The organism is Spiroplasma endosymbiont of Danaus chrysippus, from assembly GCF_902809815.1.
Classification (GTDB): Bacteria; Bacillota_I; Bacilli_A; order Mycoplasmatales; family VBWQ01; genus Spiroplasma_E.
Window position 1 is genome coordinate 19,044 of sequence record NZ_CADDIL010000002.1, and the last position, 17,878, is coordinate 36,921.

Consider the following 17,878-nt stretch of genomic DNA (forward strand, 5'->3'; position numbering starts at 1 on the left):
TATGGAATGTAGAGAATATAGAATGGTTGGTTCTTGTGATAAATGTAGAAAACAATCTTCTTTTGGTAATAGATTATGTAATAAATGTTTTTGATTATTAATAGGTAGAAAGGAAAGTTATAAATATGAAAATTAATGGTAAAGAATATGATCGTTTTAAATTTGTTAATAGTTTTTATAGAGATAAATATAAAGAATGTAAAGAAAAAAATATATCAGATGATTTAATAAATTATGGAATGTTAAAAATATTAGAAAAACTTATTAAAAAAGAAAAAGATATTGATTATGCATTAAAAATTATTGAAGGTTGATATGCTTTTTTAGAAGCCAAACGTGATGGATATGCCTAAATTAATTTTTAAAAAAGAAACACATCAGTATTTTATTGATAATCAAGAATTAATATCAGTTTCTAGAATTATTGATAATTATTTAGGATTTGGATATAGTCATATAGCACCAGAAGTATTAAAAAATGCTTCAGTTCGTGGTAAATGAGTTCATAAACTTAATGAATTATATTTACAAAATATTAATGAAGAAAATATTATTAATAATTTATTAAAAAAATTAAAACCAGTAACAAATTCAATAAATTATTCTTATTGTAAAAAATCACTTATGTTTTTAAAAGAAAAATTTAAAGATAAAAATAATTATGAATTTATTATAGAAAAACCTATTAATGATAATGTAATTGCTGGAACACCAGATTTAGTTTATTTAAATAAAAAAGAAAATAAATATTATTTAGTGGATTATAAAACTTATGCTTGTATTGATGAAGATAAATTAAAAAGAATTCAATTACAATTAACTGCTTATTATTGTTTGCTATTTAAAAATCAAATGGATATATCAAATATTGCATATATTTATTTAACTAATAAAAATATTCAAAAAGAAATAGTAATTGAAATAACAGAAGAATTAATAGATGAATGATTAATAGCAAAATGAACTTTTAGAAAGTATTAATAATATTTAAAGGAGAAAACAAAAATGAAAATGAATAAAGAAAAATTACTTAATTATTATCATGATAAATTAAAACGACATGAAAAAGATTTAGAAGACATAAGATTAAATGAACGTTTAATTGCTAACCTTTTAATGGATGCAGAATGTATGATTGAGAGAATTAATAAAGGTGAATTTGATAATGAATAAATGTACATTTAATCAAACTACTAAATTTACTAGTTTAATACCGCCACATGATGAGCATTTTGAACAATTACAATGTGAAAATATGACAGAAGAGCAATTTGATGAATATGGTAGAGCATATTGTAAAGAACATAGAAATCAAGTTGATGAAATTAATAAATCAAGACATAAAAATTGTATTAATAAAGAAAAAATACTTAATTATTTTAGAAATACAATTGGTACAAATGGTAATTTTAATATTTTAAAAAGTCAAGAATTAACAGCAATGTTAATTTCTCAAATGATAGAAAATGGTGAATTTGATAATGAGTAATAATAAAAATGAATTAAAAATTCCTAATTTTATTAAAAGTAATAAAGAAGAATTATTAAAATTTAGAAATTATTATGAAATGATTAGAAATTCTAGTAAAGATTTAAGAAATATGAATCAACAAAGTTTATTTAATGCTTTATTTAATTTATATAAATTAAATCTTTCAATTAATCCTATTAAAAAAGAATTAGCATTAATTCCTTATGGTGATGAATTACAAGTTCAAATTCAAGAAGATGGTTGATTAACATTATTACAAAGAACTGGATTAGTAGTTGATTTTCAAAGAGAAAAAATAACAACTGCACATAAATTTAATAAAGAAAATAATAAATGAGAAATTAATCCAGCATTAATTTTTGAAAGAAAAACTATTAATACAATTGGTTATTATTGTTATATTTCACTTTTAGATAAAAATGGTAAAATTAATAATTTTTATAAAGGAATGACTGTTGAAGAAATTAATCAACATAAAGATAAATATGGCAAAACTTATAATAAAAAAAGTCAAGAATGAAAATTAAATCATATATGAACTTCTGCTTTTGACCAAATGGCTTTAAAAACTGTTGTAAAAGCATTAATTCGTGAAATTAATAAAACACCAATTATAGTATTAAATAATCAAGATGATATTAATTTAGCACTTCAATTAGACCAAGGTGTAGTAATTGATGAAGAAACAATTGCTTATAAAGATAATACTGGTGATGAAGTTAAAATTATTAATTCAAATAATGAAACTGATAATAATGATTTAAATTCTGCTTTATCTAAATTAGAAGAATTAGAAAAAGAAGAAGAAATAATAGAAAGTTTTGAAGTTTAATATGAATAAAGAAAAATTAATTATTTGATTAAATAAACAAATTAATATTTGTTTATGTGACTCTTTAAAAGAAGTAGGTAAACTTACTGCTTATTATAAAATACTTGAATTTATAGAAAAAGGTGAATTTGATAATGACTAAACAAGATATTTTAGAAATAATAGATAAATTAAAAGAATTAAAAAACTTAGATGGAATAACTATAAATATAAAAATTGAAGATATTAATATTGAAAATAATTAATATTTAGGCATTTGACATATACTGTTCTTAATTTAACTCCTATTCCTTATTTTATTTCTCGCTTAAAATATGTCAATGTAAGTCCTAAATTTTATTTTATAGTGGTTAGCCCTAAATACTGGACCACTTTTGGATAGACAGTTTTAAATTTTTATTTGTGAAATTGGTGGTTTTAGAAATTTAGAATGTATTCTTTCGTAATTATAAAACATAATATATTGGTTTACATCATTTATAGCTTCATTGAGAGAAAAATATTGATTTGAACCTTTAGGTAGTCATTCTTGAGATAAATGAGAAAATCAGTTTTCAGATATTACATTGCCACCAATATCATAAGGTTGTTTTTTGCTTAAAATTATTTGCTTATCAGCAGCTCAATTTGTGATGTCTTGACAATAAAATTCGTTGGCGTTATCTGAGTGTAAAATAACGTTTTTTACTTGGTTTCAAGAGAATTGTTGATTTATTTTTTCAAGTGCAGGAAGAATTAAATCTTGATAGGATTTGTTTGAACATGTATTATAGCTTACAATATTATTTGAATAAAAATCAATAATTACAAAAAGATATAATCAACCTTCTTTAGTATTTATTTGTTTAGTGTCCATTGATCAAATTTGATTTGAAGAGGTTGTACTTTTATAATCTTTGTTTACTTTATCCATTGTAGGTATTCACTTATTTGGATTTTTTTTGTTTTTAGGATAGTTATTTTTAGTTTGTTTTAATCCTTGAAGATTGTGATCTTTCATAATTTTTCGCATTTGTTTTGTTGATAATTCTAGATTTAAAATAATATGTTTGTATTGTTTTAATCATTCTTTAAATGCTGAAAAAATTCGTAAATAGCCATAAATTTGTCCTTTTCTTGTAAAATGAAATTCAAGTAAAAGTTGGCATAATTCTTGATATTTATGTGTACAATTACTAATTTGATTTTTTTCTTTTTTAATAGGGTTTTGTTTGTTTTTTACAAAATAATATGTTGATCGGTTTAGTTGAAGATGTTGGCAAAGATATCTAATTGAATATTGGTTTTTGCTATCATCAATAATTTGAATTTTTTGTTTGATATTTAACTTGTTAATTACTAATGCTATTTGTTTAATTTTATCCATTATTAAAAATCCTTTCATGTCAAAATTAGTGTTAATTGTATAACACAATTGTTTTTCGAATACATTCAAGTTTTTTTTAAATTAATGGTCTAGTAAAAAGGGCTAAGTAGCAAGTAGCAAGTNCAGGATAAACGTATTATTAACAAATCAGTTTATATAGCTTTAGGAGTTGATTTAGAAGGTAAAAAAGATGTTTTAGGTTTATGAATTAGTGAAAATGAAGGTGCTAAATTCTGATTAAATAATTTTACAGAAATGAAAAATCGAGGCTTAAATGATATTCTTATTGCTTGTAGTGATAATTTAACAGGCATGTCAGAGGCAATACAATCAGTTTATCCTAAAACTGAACATCAATTATGCATAGTTCATCAAATTAGAAATAGCTTAAAATATGTTTCATACAAACATCGAAAGTCTCTAGTTATCGATTTAAAGCCAATTTATACAGCATGTAGTGAAGAACAAGCAATGCAAGCTTTAGAATCATTTGAAAGTAAATGAAATAAACAATATCCACAAATTGCTAAATCTTGATATAAAAATTGAGAAAATTTAATGGTTTTTATTAGTTATCCAGCAGAAATTAAAAGGGTAATTTATACTACAAATGCTATTGAATCGGGCGCATAACTTTAATGGATAGATTCATAAAATAAAACGGATAACAAAGAACGATATAACTATCGTTCTTTTTTTTGTTAAAAGATTAAAACTTCATAAAACTGTCGTAGAAGTCTAATAGTGAAAAAAATGAACATTGCCTATTCAAAATTGAAATACAGCAATTGCTCATTTTATGATAAAATTTGAAGACAGAATTAATCTGAACTAGTACTTTGTAAAACAAAGAAACACAGATTACTAAAAAGCCTCCTATTTTTTGATATTTTATTTTCTATTTGGTTAATTTCCAACGCCATTTTTTTAAGATTTAAATAATTTTTGTCTAATTGTTTTAATCTTTCATTAATTTTGATTATTTTATTTCCTTGTCCTAGTTTTTTCATTTAAATAATTTATTCTTTGATTTACATTTTCTATGAATAAATTGTCATATCTTTTTTTCGATTTATTAATTTCATCTTTAAAATAATCAAAAGCTTCAATGCCAATTTCATTTTTATTAGTATTTATTGTTTTTAATTCAATACTATCTTCTTTTTGTTCTTTTTTTTCTAAAAACATTGTTTCTCATTCTGGATTCATTTTCTTTTTCATAATAACTTCAGTCCTGAATAATTTAAATTTTTACTGATTTCGATTTAGTACTACTTGTTGAAGGTTGATTTTGCAAATCTATACAATTTATTTCATTTTTACAATTTAATGAAAAAGTTTCTTTTGAATTTAGAAACTTAGGATTAAAAATGTCTCCTGTTATTAAACAAGGTTTATTTGAAAATAAATTCATTTGTTTTAGTATTTCACTTTTATTAATTAAAAATTTTCTTTCTTGTTTTTTATTTTGAAAAATAGGTGATTGATTAATATAATTTGCACCTAAATTAACAAATTTTTGTTTTTCATCACTTAATCTATGTTTTCACATAAGACCAAATAACTCTTTAATGGCTTCTTTATCAAGACCATCAAATTCTGGTTCTCCATTACAATTGAATTTATATTTTTCTATAAAATCAATCATTTTTTTAGTTTCTCTTAATTCTTTAAATATTACTTTATAAGTCTGTTTGTAGATTTGTTGAAATATACTTTTATTCATAAAATTTTCCTTTCAAAATAATAAAAATTTATTTACTTTTAAAATAAAGTAAATGAGTTAAAAACTTATATTAAGTTTAATTAAATTATACAAAAAATTTTCTATTTTTAATATAGAAAAAACTAAATTTTTAGGGGTTATTTGAAATTTTTGAATTTATGTTTATTTAGTAGTGTAATTTTTTTCAAAATAGTTTATTTTTTTATAACTTTTTTTGGGAAATTTTTACTCGATATTGACATTGACGTTCTTTTTCGTTGTATTTTTTTGATGGTCAAAAATTGATTTTAATTTTTTATCATTTTTAATTTCTGATTTATTTTTCTGATAATTAAAAGCAAATTTTACTTGTTCTTTATAATTATCAATGGGTTTAAATCTTGGAATATAATGCTCAGGATTTTCAAAAACTTCACCAGTTTTAGGATTTCTAACAGTTCGCTCATTTATTTTCATAACTATAAATTTACCAAAATTTATTATATTTACATTTTCACCTTTAACATTAGTTTCAATAATAATTTTAAATAATTCATTAACACACTTTTGAACATCAGTTTTATCAACTCATGTTCTCTTGTGAATTTCTTTGATTAAATCATTTTTAGTCATAAATTCACTTCCTTAAATTTTTTATTATTTTAAAAAAATAAAGGTTCTACATTTAAAAAACTAAAACCAAAAATATCATCATTTTTATTAAATTTCATACAATCGTTATAGCCACTAAGTTTTAATTTAACAAATTTATGTTTTTTTTGTAGTTGAATGAAATTGATTTGGTAAATTAAAATATTCAACTACAAAACCTGATGCATCATTCTGTTTAAAAACTATTTCTTCTAAATTTAATTCAAGAAAATATCTTTTTAAAGATCAAGATGTAGTTACTAAATCTTTAAATTCACCCTCACTATATCGTATAAATTCTTTTTCATTAATTTTAGTTCTTTCTTTATTAGCATATATATATATATATATATATATATCATACGTTTCTATATCAACTCCAACACTATTAAAAATATAATCAAAATGTTTTGTTCAATTTAAATCTAATTGACCTTCACTTTTTGTCAGTTGTTTTGATTTCATAAATTACTTTCCTTATCTTTTATAAAATATATTTATTTCTTTAATTTAATTTTTAATCCTTTATTTTTTGCTAGTTTTAGCAAGCAAATATCGTTCTTTATCCGCATTAGCTAGCGCTTGATATTTTTCTTTTTCAGTTATGTCTAATTCAATTCATTGTTTATTTAAAGATTTAACAATTTCAGTTGATTTTAAATCAGGATGAGTCAATTTGAAATCGTTTCGCTTATTTTTAAGAAAAAAGAAATAAGCATTCATTGGTTGTTTTGGAGCATTAACATCTTTTATCTTTTTAGTTCTTTTAATTTTCTGATTTTTCAGTTGCTTTGACATATAAATAACCTCCTAAGTTTTTTGATTTAAATCCTATATTTTTAATTTTTAAATTGATTTTCATTTCCTTCTTTTTTTAAAGAACAACTGGGACATTTATTAGGATAACTGACATTACAACTATGACAACTAATAGATTTATTTACTTTTTTGTTTTTACAAAATAAACTTTTTATTTTTTTAAACATTTTGCTTTTGAATCCTTTCTATGATTATTTTTATGCGATTATCATAACTAATACATTAATAAGTAATAATAATTTTACAATATTTCTACAATTAATTTTTAATATGCTTTACTTATAAATATTTAACAAATAAATCTATCCATGATTACGATTTTTTAAATTAGAATTTTTTAATAAAATAATTTCTTTTTTTAATTGTCTTATAGTGTTTCTATAATTAATTAAATCAATATTAAATTCAAGATTTTCTTTTATTTCCATTTCTTGAATTTTAATAAATAAAATACTTCTTTTATCTAATTTTACTATGTTTTTATTAATATCAATTCACTTTTGATTAACTCACTCAATTGTTTTTTCAACTGCAACAAGTGGTGTTAAATGACAAAAAATAAATTTGTGAAAGGATTTAGTAATTGGAAGATTTATTTCTTCACTTGGAATTGTTTTGAGTTTAACTTTGTTTATAAACTTAGAGCCTTTAATGTTAAATGCTGGTAATGATGTAAGTGATAGTTGAATAGGTAAATCAACATTTAAGTTGTTATTTATTACTGGGGATGCTGTTGCTACATATAATTGGCAAATGTTATTTGCTTCAATGGTAGGACAAACAGTTGGCATTATGGAAGGAATGCGTATGTTAACAACAATGAAAGGTGCAAGTAGTGGTTTAAAAGCAGGAACCATTGGTATGTTTGGTCTTGGTAAAAGTCTACTTATTGGAAAAAGAAAAATGTTAGGTAAAAACCAAGATGGAGAAAGTAGTGGAGTTTTAAATAGATTGCAAAGTGGTGGAATTGCAAAATTTGCAAGGTTTAGTACCAAGGCAACTGTTGGTTCAGTCTTAGCTACTGCTGGATTTATTGGAGGAACAGTTGCTACATATAAAACATTTGGAGCAAAGGGTAGTTTAAAAAGAGCAAGTAAACATGCAATTTTAAATCCTACTAAAAAATTAGCCAATATAGTTAAATCAAAAACTTCACAACAATATGCTAAAGGTAGATCAAAACATGAATCACATAATTTAAAAAATGAAATTAAAAATCAATTTAAAACGACTCCTTTAAAAAAAGATGATATTGATTTATCAATAGTTGGCAGTGCAACAAATAAAAATGTTATTCATGGAACAACTGCACGATATACAAATAAACCTCGTAGTGAAGTTGACCAAAAAATTGTTGATAAGTATTTTGAAAATGGTCAACCAAATTGATATGACAATCAATCTAAAAATAATACTGAGAAAATAAAAAGTCATTGATTTGATACCAAAAACTTAGGTAAAAAACCTATGAGAAAAACAAAATCTAATTTGTTAATTGATATAAAAAAAGATAATAAAGGAGAATAAAAATGGAAAAAGTAAATTTACCAAAAAGTACTAAAAAAATTCATTATCAAATTTTTCGGGGTATAAACTTGACTGATTTATTAGTATTATTGATTTTTATAAGCATATCTATTTCAATAGCGTTTTTAATTTCAATTAATATTTATTTAAAATTTTCTTTAAGTTTAATAATAATGGCACTTGGTTTTATGTGTATTCAAAAATTCAAAAATGAAACAAGAGCGTATGAAATGATTGTTCGTGCAGTTACTAATCAAAGTGCTGGGATTATGACACAAAGATTATTTAATTTTTTAATAAAAACAGTACAAGAACAAAAAACAAATAATATTAAAGGTAATAAAAATAAAATACATTTTCTTGCTACTGATTTTTGTAAATATTTTTCTATAAATCAGAATGCTTTATATAATTCTATAATTTATAAAGAAAAGCAAACTACTGTTTTAAAAAAAGAAATAGATGAATTAACCAGTTTAAAATTTGAATTTTTAGATGAAACAAATAATAAATATGATTTAATTAATTTATTTAATTCTGGTGGCTATCATAACGGCATAATATATGTGCAACCAAATACCAATCTTTTTAAAAAACATTGTATTGATTTAAAAAGAGATTATACAAATATTTTTTTACCTTATACAAAAAATATAACAAGTAAGTATTCATTGCGTTTATATGAGTATTTACGTAGTTATTTACATATGAATGCGAAAACAAAAAAAACACCAACTTATAATCATGAATGAGATTTTGAACAACTTGCTAAAATTTTAAATTTATCATTAAATAGTAATTATTTTAAAAGAATTAACAATTTAAAATCAAAAGTTTTAGAACCAGTTAAAACAGATTTGTTAAAAACAGATATTATTTTTACTTATGAATTGCAAAAAGTTGGTAGAAAATATAGCAAAATTATTTTAAATACGCATTTGGATTTAGAAAAATTTAATGCTCAAAATCCTGAATTAGAAAAAGTACCAACTAAAAAAGAATATAAAGAATATGCAAATAAATCAAAGCTAATAGCAAATTATTTTGAAAAACAAAAAAATAAAATAATTGAAAAGACAATTTTAAGTGATGAACAGGTACAAGATATTTTAAATAATATTGATAGTAATTAATTGCTCATTTTATTATAAATAAATATTTTTATTTACTTTTCTGTATAATAATAAATATAAATAATTAATAATAAATATTTTTAAATATAAATATTTAAAGAAAGGAATATAAATGAAAGTAATTACTTTTGCAAACTCTAAAGGTGGAGTTGGAAAAACAACTTTAACTTTAAATCTAATTAATGTTCTATCGCAATTAAACAAGAATATTTTGGTTTTTGATATTGATCCTCAAGCTAATTTAAGTAGAGCCTTATTATCAAATTATACTAGTAAAAAAAATATCGAATTATGGTTTAAAGACTCTGAACAGAAAGAATTATTAAATTCAATTGAAAAAACAAATTTAGAAAATGTTTTAATTGTTCCTGCATATAATAATTTGGTTTTAGAAACAAATACATATGTTACTGCTATGAGTATGGGAGAATTAATTCTTAAAAATAACTTATTTAAAATTAAGGAAATTTTAAATAAAAAATTGATTATATTTTTTTTGATTCATTTCCATCAATGAATAAAATTTTATTAAATGTTTTATTGGCTAGTGATGAAATAATAATTCCAACTGAACCACATAAATTTAGTTATGAAGGATATAAAACAATCAAAGAACCTTATGATAAAGCAATTAAAACATTAAATCAACTTGGTTAAATATAAAAAATAATATGAATTATTTTTTAATTAATAAAGTTCAAAGGAATAAAACTCATGAAGCTGTAATTGAAGCTATTAAAAATAGTGAAATTGGTGAAATGATTTTAAAAACTAAAATTCCTTTATCAACAATTAAACAAAAAGAAACTATGTTGATGAAATTTCATTCTATTACAGATAAAAATCCAATAGGCTTTTTAACAAATGAACTAATTGAAAAAGGAGTATTATAAATATGAGCGGAAAAAACAGTACATTATTTGAGAGCATACAAAAGAGTATTGACTCTGTTGATAAAGGATTTGTTAAAAAAAGTGAACTTAAAAAAGAAAACTTGTTAAATGATAAACATATTTATAGTATAGAATTGAATAAAAAGATTGTTAAAACAATTTCTATTGATCAAAAAACTCAAAATATGTTAAATGAACTTAAAGAGAATAATTACAAAGTTAATTTATCTCAATTAGTTCGTCGCGAAGTATCTAAAATATATAAAGAATTGATTATTTAAAATAAATAATAATATTTATTTTAGTAAATAAAATTATTTATTTTTATTTACTTGTATGTATAATAATAAATATTAATAAATTTGTATATTAAAAATAGAAATAAAAATACCTAACCAAAAAGGCTAGGCAATTGGGGAGATATACTCCCTTGCACAGCATTACCTGTACTAACAATTTAATTATATAATTAAATTGTAAATATGTCAAATTAAAAAGGAATTGAAATGAAAAAAATATATTGATGAGAATTAAGAAAAGGTATTGGAATAACTATTTGTATACCAGGTGATGAACATGATGGTATACAAAGCAAAAGACCCGCTATTGTTTTAAAAACACATCCAGAGTTTATAACTGTCCAACTATTATCCACACAACCAAGTCAACATGATTTAGATTGAGTTGTTATAAATAATAAAAAACAATATATTAGACCTATTTATTTAAAAAATATTACAGAAAACCAAATATCAGATTTTTGATTTGATTTTTCTAGTAGAAAACCTTTTTATTTAAATAAATCAAGCAAATTAATGAAGAACATTGAAAATAACAAATATATATCTAATTCAATAACATTAAAATTAGATGAATATTTGGAACTTAAAAAAAAGATTGTTAGACAAACTCAGCAATTAAAAAAACAAGACTCATATCTAAAAATCAAGAAATTAAAAATTGAAAATAAACAACTTAAAAATGAAATTGAATTATTAAAAAATTCTCAGTTAAAAAATCGTAATCGTGGATAGATTTCTTTGGGAATGTTTAGTAATCTGTGTGACTTACAAAAATAACTATGTTTAATTAATTCTAGTAAATATAATTTATATATCTAGAAAGAGTGAGTTACAGATGGCTAAAAAAGATAATCTTAATAACAAAGATCCAATATCAAAAGCAGTAGATTTATTATTAGAAAATACTGAGGATTTAACAACAGTTTTTAAAGAGGGAGGCTTATATAAAGAATTAACTAAACGATTGGTAGAAAAAATGTTGAATTCTGAGATGCAAAATTATTTAGGACACGAAAGAAATCAACGCAGTAATAATGACAATGTTCGTAATGGTACAACATCAAAAAAATTAATAACTCAACAAGGTAAAATTGAAATTGATGTACCAAGAGATCGTAATAGTAATTTTGAACCAGTAATAATCACAAAAAGACAGAGAAGATTTGATGGTTTTGATCAACAAGTTCTTTCACTATATGCAAAAGGTATGACTTTATCAGATATTAGAATGCAGTTGCAAGAGTTATATGATGGCGCAGATATTAGCGAAAGCGTAATTAGTCAAATTACTGATGATGTCATTGATGATGTCAAAGCATGGCAAAATCGTCCATTAGATAGTGTTTATCCAATCATTTATTTTGATTGTATCGTAGTTAAAGTACGTCAGGATAAACGTATTATTAACAAATCAGTTTATATAGCTTTAGGAGTTGATTTAGAAGGTAAAAAAGATGTTTTAGGTTTATGAATTAGTGAAAATGAAGGTGCTAAATTCTGATTAAATAATTTTACAGAAATGAAAAATCGAGGCTTAAATGATATTCTTATTGCTTGTAGTGATAATTTAACAGGCATGTCAGAGGCAATACAATCAGTTTATCCTAAAACTGAACATCAATTATGCATAGTTCATCAAATTAGAAATAGCTTAAAATATGTTTCATACAAACATCGAAAGTCTCTAGTTATCGATTTAAAGCCAATTTATACAGCATGTAGTGAAGAACAAGCAATGCAAGCTTTAGAATCATTTGAAAGTAAATGAAATAAACAATATCCACAAATTGCTAAATCTTGATATAAAAATTGAGAAAATTTAATGGTTTTTATTAGTTATCCAGCAGAAATTAAAAGGGTAATTTATACTACAAATGCTATTGAATCTGTTAATAGCCAATTACGAAAAGTTATTAGAAATAAAAAAGTTTTTCCTAATGATATGGCAGTTTTTAAAATTTTTTACTTAGCAATTGAAAATATCACAAAAAAATGAACATTGCCTATTCAAAATTGAAATACAGCAATTGCTCATTTTATGATAAAATTTGAAGACAGAATTAATCTGAACTAGTACTTTGTAAAACAAAGAAACACAGATTACTAAAAAGCCTCGTTTCTAAATCTAATAATGTAGTTTCTTCTAAATTATTTACAATTGTACTTTTACCACTACCTCATGAACCATTAATATTTAATACATTTTTTCCAATATCATTATCATCATTTTTTTTATTTGATTCTAATTCATTAAAAAATGATTTAATAAATTCATTAATTGGATTAATAGCAATATCAATCATTTTCATTTTGTCATTTTCACTTGTTAATTGCATAATTTTCTCCTAATTTTATTGATAAATATTAAAAATATTAAAATAAAAATTTAGTTATTACAATAGTCATTTACAAAATAAACTGCACAATTGTGCAGTTTTGAAGTATTTAAAATATTTACATTTTTTGTGATTTACTACTAGAACTTTGACTTTTGCTTGTTGAAGCTTCATTATTTATTTTTGATTTATCTTTTTCAAATCCAAGAGCATTGGCAACTCTTTCTCGTCTTTCGCGTTCGTTTTTTTCTCCTCACGCTTTATTTATTCTTTCAGCATCTTTTGCTTGTTTTTCTCTATCTGCTTTGCTTCAATCAATTGGTTCTCATGGCATAATTAATTTTTCCTCTCTTTATTATTTTTGAATATTTTTTTCTACCCTTAAAATATTCAAGAAAAGTATATAATTTTAAAACAAAAAATGTGTAAAAAACAATAAAAAATCACTATTTTGAAAAAATAGTGATTAAAAATTTATTACTTATTACTTATGTAAATAAACATTTTACTTTATTTCAGTTATGATTTGAAATTATTGAAGGTTGTGTGTCTTGATTGTTTACTGTGTTTCGTATAGATGAATCAAAATTATGATTATTTTCTGATTCAATACTTGAATTTTTTAAAATACTATTTGAGTTATGATTTATTGTTTTATTACTACTTATTAGTTTTTCTGGATTTTTATCTTTTCTATTGTCTAATTCTTGTTTTAAAATGTCATATTGAGTTTTTAATTTAGTTTCTAATTTATCACTAGTTAAATTTTCTATAGTTTTTTTAATGTTATTTTTCATTTCTTTTTCTTCTTTATTTTTACCAATGGTATTACAAAATGGTAATTTTCGAAGTAATTGAAAGATACTATCTTTTGTTTTTGTTTTGATTTTTTGGGTTTTGTGTGACACAAGGTTTCATAGTACTTTATCTAAGGCTCCAATCACTAAAGTAGAAACTGCTAATATTCCTATTTTTTCAGCTATAATAATACCTACAGTTGCTCCTAATATAATTGTGGGTAGATATATAGTTAAAACAATAGGAACAGATAAAAGACATAAACTAAAGATTGAAATCGCCAAAAATGTTATTCATTCAGATTTTGCTATATTTAAGTTCAATTCTTCTTGATTATTTAAAAATTTTTTAATAGGCATTTTAGAAAAAGATATATTATTTTTATTGGTTGAAGTGTCTTCAATTAATGAAAGATGATTTTTATATTTATTTATATTTTCATATTTTTTTAATTGATTAACAACTTGTATATCGCCATTTATCAGTTCTTGAAAATAAATTATTTTTTCAGTAATAGAATTATCAATTTGTACGAAAGTTGTTATAAAAATTATTTTATCTTCAATTAATAAAATTTCTTCGTACATTTTTTCAATTCTCGTTTTTTTTCTTTGTTTTTCATCATAAATTGTCACAGTATTATATTTAAACTTATCGAAATTCACATTGCTTCGTTTTATTTTTAATTTTTCATTTTCTTTTTTAATTTGCTGAATTTCTTTATCTTTTTCTAAATTACTTTGCTCTAGTTGTTCAATATATTTTTTTTGAGTTTGTATTAGTTCTTCTACAGTTGATGTTGTTCAATTTAAGTAATTGGTTAATTTTATTCAAAAATTATTATTTGTTTTTTGTTCTTTTTCGTTATCTGTTAAATTAGTAGCAACTATTTCTAAATTTTCATCAATATTTTCGGACAGGTCATCATTAATTTTTTGATCATTAGCATTAATTTTTTCAATTATTTTAAATGTTGAACCACTATGTCTTCTTTTTTCTTTAACCTCAATGTTTGTTTGTTTTTTAATATCTTCTATGGTTTTATTTTCTAATAGAAAATTATATGTTTGAGATTTTGTTTTCTCTCTCATTTTAATCTCTCCTTTTAAACATTAAAACCCATTTACTTTTAAAATAAAGTAATGGGTTAAAACTTATATATTGGATAACAACTGTATGTTATCAAATTTTGTGTATTTTACAAGTAGTTAAGTTTTAACCAAAATTGAGTTATGAAATATCAATATTATTAAATATTTCAATGTGATGTTGTTCTAGTTTTCAGTTATATGCCTGAATTTGTTCATCAACAAATTTTTTCATGTTTTCATTTGGTACAAGTCATTTGATGTGAATGTTTTGTAGTAAATAACTGCGTAAGTTATTTAATTTCAATTTAAATTTGTCTTTTGATTTGCGTGTTCGTTCAAATTCAATAACCACATCTTTGTTTTCATAATGAACTAGTAAATCAGGATATCCTTGTTTACTTTTGGTATTTCCTCAAACATCTTTTATTAAATGGCCTTCTGATTTGAGTTCTTTTTCAGTTTGATAAGAAATTATGTCATTTTGTTGACAAAGTCATTTGATGAGTAAATCTTGATGAGCTAGTTCGTTGTAATTAATTTTAATTATTTTATTGCCTTGTCCTAATTTGTTGTTACCTGGTGGTTAGCCCTAAACTTGAGAGCATGTAATAATTTTTTCTTGTTAAATTATCAATTCTAATTAACTTTTTAATTGTTAAAGATTTTAATAAAGTTATTGTAGTATTTTTATTTTTACTTAATAATAAGGCAATTTGTTCTGTGTTTAGGTATCCCCAACGGTTAATGATTTCTAGAATTTTTAATTGTTCCATTTTGTTTCAACTCCTTAATGGTTAATGTGATAACTTTTTTCAAAAGTTTTCTTTTTGCAAGCGTTTTTCAAAATCGGACTTTTTCTTTTTAAAAAGAAAAACAGGTAAAAGATATAATATTCAATTATTATTTATTTATTAATAAATCATTATAATAAAATTATTAATATTTATTTTTGTTAATCATATTTTTTTATTTCAATTTTCTTTATAAATTGATTTGCATTTGTTAATAATATTTTGCAGTATGCTTGACCAGTTTTTAAACATTTTAAATCATTTGGATGAACAATATATTCTTCAACTTCTCTTATTGAACCCTTGGAACTTTTTTTATTTTTGGTATCATATTGCTTAGTAATTTTTTCAACTGTTCTGGTTCCAAAAACTTTTGCTATATATTCAGGACTTTCAACATCACTTACTTTATGAGCTGGATATAACATAACAAAAAATGCTTCTAATAATGATAGTTGACTATTAAATGTATCTGCATTATCATGACTATTGTCTAATTTATAAATTTCTAGATAAATTTCTAGTGGATTTATAATATTACCTTTGGCTCCTGAACCATTAACTACTTGTCCATTTAAGCAATTAGTTAGATTAGTAAATTCACGTTCAGGGTCCAAAATAAATATTTTTCTATTATTTTGATATGCCTGATTTAAAAGAATTTTTTTAGTAGTAAATGATTTACCACTTCCACTTTCTCCTAAAATAACCATATTATGATTTATGCGTTGAGAATTTTTCTTAAATAAATCTCAAATAACTGGTTTTCCGGAATTAGTTTCAGCAAGTAAAAATCCTTGTTCATCTTTAAGTGGCATATCAGGAATTGGAAAGCTTGTTGCAAAAGTATCACAAGTCATTTCAATATCAGTTATTTTAGCAATATGATTTGTTCATGTATAACTTGCCAAAAGACTATCTTGTTGTAAAAATAATAAATTATTATATTTTCAACTCATAGTATTTGCTAAATCAATTAATTGTCTTTTAGTATTATTTAATGTTGTTTTATTACCATAAGCAATAATAAATATTGACATATCTTTTAAAAAATCAACATCATCAATAATTGCTTGTTGTTGGTCTAAAAAAGCATTGTAATACTGTTCTGATTCACTTTTTTGACTTGGAGTTAAAGCATATTGTTCATTGGTCTTACTTTTACTTAAAGCATTATCTAATTGTTTTTTTGCTTTTTGTTTATTAATAGGATTTAAATTAATACAAATATTTACATTACTTAAAACAAACAATTTATTTAATCAAAAATAATTTATTTGTTTTGGTAAATTATTAATAGCTCATACAAATCCTTTTTCATTTCTTCCTTGAAAATTTGAATAATTTGTTTTTATATTTTCGTTATTAAATGTAAAATTATTTCAAAAAATATTAATTTCATCTTGTAATAGTTTTTTTATATTTAAACTACTAAATGAGTTATTAGAAATTAATGATTTTAATTGTGATAATATATTTTCTTTATTTTCACTACAAAAAAACAATATAAACTGATGGTGTAGTTAATAATTTTGTTTTTTGAATTGATTGTAATTGTTCAATTTGTAAATCAATTAAATAATTATTTTCATAACTACTTCTTTTTGTTTTTTGTGATTTCAAATTATTAATTTGTTCTACAAAATCATAATTTTGATTTGTTTTTATAATTTTACATGGTATTGTAATTGTTTTTAATAAATGAGCAAAATCAGCAAGTACGGTTGCTTGTTGAGATTCATTTAATAAAGTTAAATTTATTGTTTCTAATTTAATACCGGACATAAAAAGATTGTTTTTTAAGTATTTAAATTTAACAATATTTTTATCATTTTCTAATTCAAAATTAGGATTTAAATTTACAGTTGAACTTTTACCAATCATTGTTAAATATTTAAAAGCACGAACAATAATTTCATAAGCTCTTGTTTCATTTTTGAATTTTTGAATACAAATAAAACCAAGCGCCATTACTATTAAACTTAAAGAAAATTTTAAATAAACATTAACTGATAATAAAAATGCTATTGAAATAGATATACTTATAAAAATCAATAATACTAATAAATCAGTCAAATTTATACCCCTAAAAATTTGATAATGAATTTTTTTAGTACTTTTTGGTAAATTTACTTTTTCCAT

29 protein-coding genes and 1 pseudogene are annotated in these 17,878 nt (G+C 22.2%); 16 read left to right on the plus strand and 14 right to left on the minus strand.

Annotated elements, in window-relative coordinates:
• The first annotated feature begins 1 nt into the window (after nucleotide 1).
• From SPIRDC1_RS10190 to SPIRDC1_RS01925, 7 genes are read left to right on the plus strand one after another with little or no spacing between them, the layout of a single operon-like run.
• Complete coding sequence (locus SPIRDC1_RS10190) at nucleotides 2–136, plus strand: hypothetical protein (RefSeq protein ID WP_255495896.1); 135 nt, start codon at nucleotides 2–4, stop codon at nucleotides 134–136.
• Nucleotides 126–353, plus strand: a complete 228-nt coding sequence (locus tag SPIRDC1_RS01900; RefSeq protein ID WP_174480282.1) for a hypothetical protein — start codon at nucleotides 126–128, stop codon at nucleotides 351–353. The genes SPIRDC1_RS10190 and SPIRDC1_RS01900 overlap by 11 nt, the downstream gene beginning before the upstream one ends.
• The gene (locus tag SPIRDC1_RS01905; RefSeq protein ID WP_174480283.1) at nucleotides 346–981 is read left to right on the plus strand and encodes a PD-(D/E)XK nuclease family protein; all 636 of its coding nucleotides are present in this window, start codon (nucleotides 346–348) and stop codon (nucleotides 979–981) included. The genes SPIRDC1_RS01900 and SPIRDC1_RS01905 overlap by 8 nt, the downstream gene beginning before the upstream one ends.
• Before the next feature lie 24 nt (nucleotides 982–1,005).
• Nucleotides 1,006–1,173: a hypothetical protein gene (locus SPIRDC1_RS01910; protein ID WP_174480284.1), complete on the plus strand. Its 168-nt coding sequence runs from the start codon at nucleotides 1,006–1,008 to the stop codon at nucleotides 1,171–1,173.
• Nucleotides 1,166–1,489, plus strand: a complete 324-nt coding sequence (locus SPIRDC1_RS01915) for a hypothetical protein (RefSeq protein ID WP_174480285.1) — start codon at nucleotides 1,166–1,168, stop codon at nucleotides 1,487–1,489. The genes SPIRDC1_RS01910 and SPIRDC1_RS01915 overlap by 8 nt, the downstream gene beginning before the upstream one ends.
• Entirely contained in the window at nucleotides 1,482–2,324 is an 843-nt protein-coding gene (locus tag SPIRDC1_RS01920; RefSeq protein WP_174480286.1) for a RecT family recombinase, read from the plus strand. Before SPIRDC1_RS01915 ends, SPIRDC1_RS01920 begins: the two co-directional genes overlap by 8 nt.
• 1 nt (nucleotide 2,325) lies before the next feature.
• Entirely contained in the window at nucleotides 2,326–2,466 is a 141-nt protein-coding gene (locus tag SPIRDC1_RS01925) for a hypothetical protein (protein ID WP_174480287.1), read from the plus strand.
• A gap of 246 nt (nucleotides 2,467–2,712) precedes the next feature.
• Here the strand turns inward: SPIRDC1_RS01925 and SPIRDC1_RS01930 are convergent, their stop codons facing one another.
• A complete protein-coding gene (locus SPIRDC1_RS01930; protein ID WP_174479968.1) occupies nucleotides 2,713–3,708 on the minus strand; it encodes an IS3 family transposase in 996 nt (331 codons plus the stop codon).
• Between the two features lie 105 nt (nucleotides 3,709–3,813).
• Between SPIRDC1_RS01930 and SPIRDC1_RS01935 the strand changes: the two are divergent.
• Nucleotides 3,814–4,314: pseudogene (locus tag SPIRDC1_RS01935) on the plus strand (IS256 family transposase); the annotation flags it as partial.
• Nucleotides 4,315–4,511: 197 nt separating this feature from the next.
• Here the strand turns inward: SPIRDC1_RS01935 and SPIRDC1_RS01940 are convergent.
• The 7 genes from SPIRDC1_RS01940 to SPIRDC1_RS01970 all read right to left on the minus strand — a co-directional run bounded on the left by SPIRDC1_RS01940 (nucleotide 4,512) and on the right by SPIRDC1_RS01970 (nucleotide 7,656).
• Nucleotides 4,512–4,700, minus strand: a complete 189-nt coding sequence (locus tag SPIRDC1_RS01940) for a hypothetical protein (protein ID WP_174480288.1) — start codon at nucleotides 4,698–4,700, stop codon at nucleotides 4,512–4,514.
• Nucleotides 4,675–4,911, minus strand: coding sequence for a hypothetical protein (locus tag SPIRDC1_RS01945; RefSeq protein WP_174480289.1), 237 nt, complete (start codon nucleotides 4,909–4,911; stop codon nucleotides 4,675–4,677). The genes SPIRDC1_RS01940 and SPIRDC1_RS01945 overlap by 26 nt, the downstream gene beginning before the upstream one ends.
• Nucleotides 4,912–4,933: 22 nt before the next feature.
• Entirely contained in the window at nucleotides 4,934–5,416 is a 483-nt protein-coding gene (locus tag SPIRDC1_RS01950; protein WP_174480290.1) for a hypothetical protein, read from the minus strand.
• Nucleotides 5,417–5,641: 225 nt separating this feature from the next.
• Entirely contained in the window at nucleotides 5,642–6,028 is a 387-nt protein-coding gene (locus SPIRDC1_RS01955; RefSeq protein WP_174480291.1) for an HU family DNA-binding protein, read from the minus strand.
• A 135-nt stretch (nucleotides 6,029–6,163) separates the two neighbouring features.
• Nucleotides 6,164–6,511, minus strand: a complete 348-nt coding sequence (locus SPIRDC1_RS01960) for a hypothetical protein (RefSeq protein ID WP_174480292.1) — start codon at nucleotides 6,509–6,511, stop codon at nucleotides 6,164–6,166.
• A 60-nt stretch (nucleotides 6,512–6,571) separates the two neighbouring features.
• Complete coding sequence (locus SPIRDC1_RS01965; RefSeq protein WP_174480293.1) at nucleotides 6,572–6,844, minus strand: HMG-box domain-containing protein; 273 nt, start codon at nucleotides 6,842–6,844, stop codon at nucleotides 6,572–6,574.
• Between the two features lie 323 nt (nucleotides 6,845–7,167).
• Nucleotides 7,168–7,656, minus strand: a complete 489-nt coding sequence (locus SPIRDC1_RS01970; RefSeq protein WP_174480294.1) for a hypothetical protein — start codon at nucleotides 7,654–7,656, stop codon at nucleotides 7,168–7,170.
• A 1-nt stretch (nucleotide 7,657) separates the two neighbouring features.
• Here SPIRDC1_RS01970 and SPIRDC1_RS01975 point away from each other — a divergent pair, with 1 nt between their 5' ends.
• The 8 genes from SPIRDC1_RS01975 (at nucleotide 7,658) to SPIRDC1_RS02010 (ending at nucleotide 12,794) form a co-directional block, all read left to right on the plus strand.
• On the plus strand, nucleotides 7,658–8,392 hold the full coding sequence (locus SPIRDC1_RS01975; RefSeq protein WP_174480295.1) for a hypothetical protein: 735 nt from the start codon (nucleotides 7,658–7,660) through the stop codon (nucleotides 8,390–8,392).
• A gap of 2 nt (nucleotides 8,393–8,394) precedes the next feature.
• Entirely contained in the window at nucleotides 8,395–9,525 is a 1,131-nt protein-coding gene (locus SPIRDC1_RS01980) for a replication initiation protein (protein WP_174480296.1), read from the plus strand.
• A 112-nt stretch (nucleotides 9,526–9,637) separates the two neighbouring features.
• Nucleotides 9,638–10,057 (plus strand): ParA family protein, encoded by a 420-nt coding sequence (locus tag SPIRDC1_RS01985; protein ID WP_174480297.1) that lies wholly within the window; start codon nucleotides 9,638–9,640, stop codon nucleotides 10,055–10,057.
• Entirely contained in the window at nucleotides 10,039–10,182 is a 144-nt protein-coding gene (locus tag SPIRDC1_RS10195; RefSeq protein WP_174480298.1) for a P-loop NTPase family protein, read from the plus strand. Before SPIRDC1_RS01985 ends, SPIRDC1_RS10195 begins: the two co-directional genes overlap by 19 nt.
• Before the next feature lie 14 nt (nucleotides 10,183–10,196).
• Nucleotides 10,197–10,418: a hypothetical protein gene (locus SPIRDC1_RS01995; protein ID WP_174480299.1), complete on the plus strand. Its 222-nt coding sequence runs from the start codon at nucleotides 10,197–10,199 to the stop codon at nucleotides 10,416–10,418.
• Between the two features lie 2 nt (nucleotides 10,419–10,420).
• The gene (locus tag SPIRDC1_RS02000; protein WP_174480300.1) at nucleotides 10,421–10,699 is read left to right on the plus strand and encodes a hypothetical protein; all 279 of its coding nucleotides are present in this window, start codon (nucleotides 10,421–10,423) and stop codon (nucleotides 10,697–10,699) included.
• 225 nt (nucleotides 10,700–10,924) lie between these two features.
• On the plus strand, nucleotides 10,925–11,452 hold the full coding sequence (locus SPIRDC1_RS02005) for a hypothetical protein (RefSeq protein WP_174480301.1): 528 nt from the start codon (nucleotides 10,925–10,927) through the stop codon (nucleotides 11,450–11,452).
• Between the two features lie 103 nt (nucleotides 11,453–11,555).
• Complete coding sequence (locus tag SPIRDC1_RS02010) at nucleotides 11,556–12,794, plus strand: IS256 family transposase (RefSeq protein WP_174480302.1); 1,239 nt, start codon at nucleotides 11,556–11,558, stop codon at nucleotides 12,792–12,794.
• Here the strand turns inward: SPIRDC1_RS02010 and SPIRDC1_RS02015 are convergent.
• The 6 genes from SPIRDC1_RS02015 to SPIRDC1_RS02040 form a co-directional block, all read right to left on the minus strand.
• Complete coding sequence (locus SPIRDC1_RS02015; RefSeq protein ID WP_174480303.1) at nucleotides 12,781–13,056, minus strand: P-loop NTPase fold protein; 276 nt, start codon at nucleotides 13,054–13,056, stop codon at nucleotides 12,781–12,783. The two genes, SPIRDC1_RS02010 and SPIRDC1_RS02015, sit on opposite strands and share 14 nt — an antisense overlap.
• A gap of 118 nt (nucleotides 13,057–13,174) precedes the next feature.
• Entirely contained in the window at nucleotides 13,175–13,390 is a 216-nt protein-coding gene (locus SPIRDC1_RS02020) for a hypothetical protein (protein ID WP_174480304.1), read from the minus strand.
• Between the two features lie 154 nt (nucleotides 13,391–13,544).
• Complete coding sequence (locus tag SPIRDC1_RS02025; RefSeq protein WP_174480305.1) at nucleotides 13,545–14,945, minus strand: hypothetical protein; 1,401 nt, start codon at nucleotides 14,943–14,945, stop codon at nucleotides 13,545–13,547.
• 572 nt (nucleotides 14,946–15,517) lie between these two features.
• Nucleotides 15,518–15,718: a hypothetical protein gene (locus tag SPIRDC1_RS02030; protein ID WP_174480306.1), complete on the minus strand. Its 201-nt coding sequence runs from the start codon at nucleotides 15,716–15,718 to the stop codon at nucleotides 15,518–15,520.
• A 179-nt stretch (nucleotides 15,719–15,897) separates the two neighbouring features.
• Nucleotides 15,898–17,241: a helicase HerA domain-containing protein gene (locus SPIRDC1_RS02035; protein WP_174480307.1), complete on the minus strand. Its 1,344-nt coding sequence runs from the start codon at nucleotides 17,239–17,241 to the stop codon at nucleotides 15,898–15,900.
• Nucleotides 17,228–17,878 carry a hypothetical protein gene (locus SPIRDC1_RS02040; protein ID WP_174480308.1) on the minus strand — a complete coding sequence of 217 codons (651 nt, stop codon included), beginning with the start codon at nucleotides 17,876–17,878 and terminating at the stop codon, nucleotides 17,228–17,230. Before SPIRDC1_RS02040 ends, SPIRDC1_RS02035 begins: the two co-directional genes overlap by 14 nt.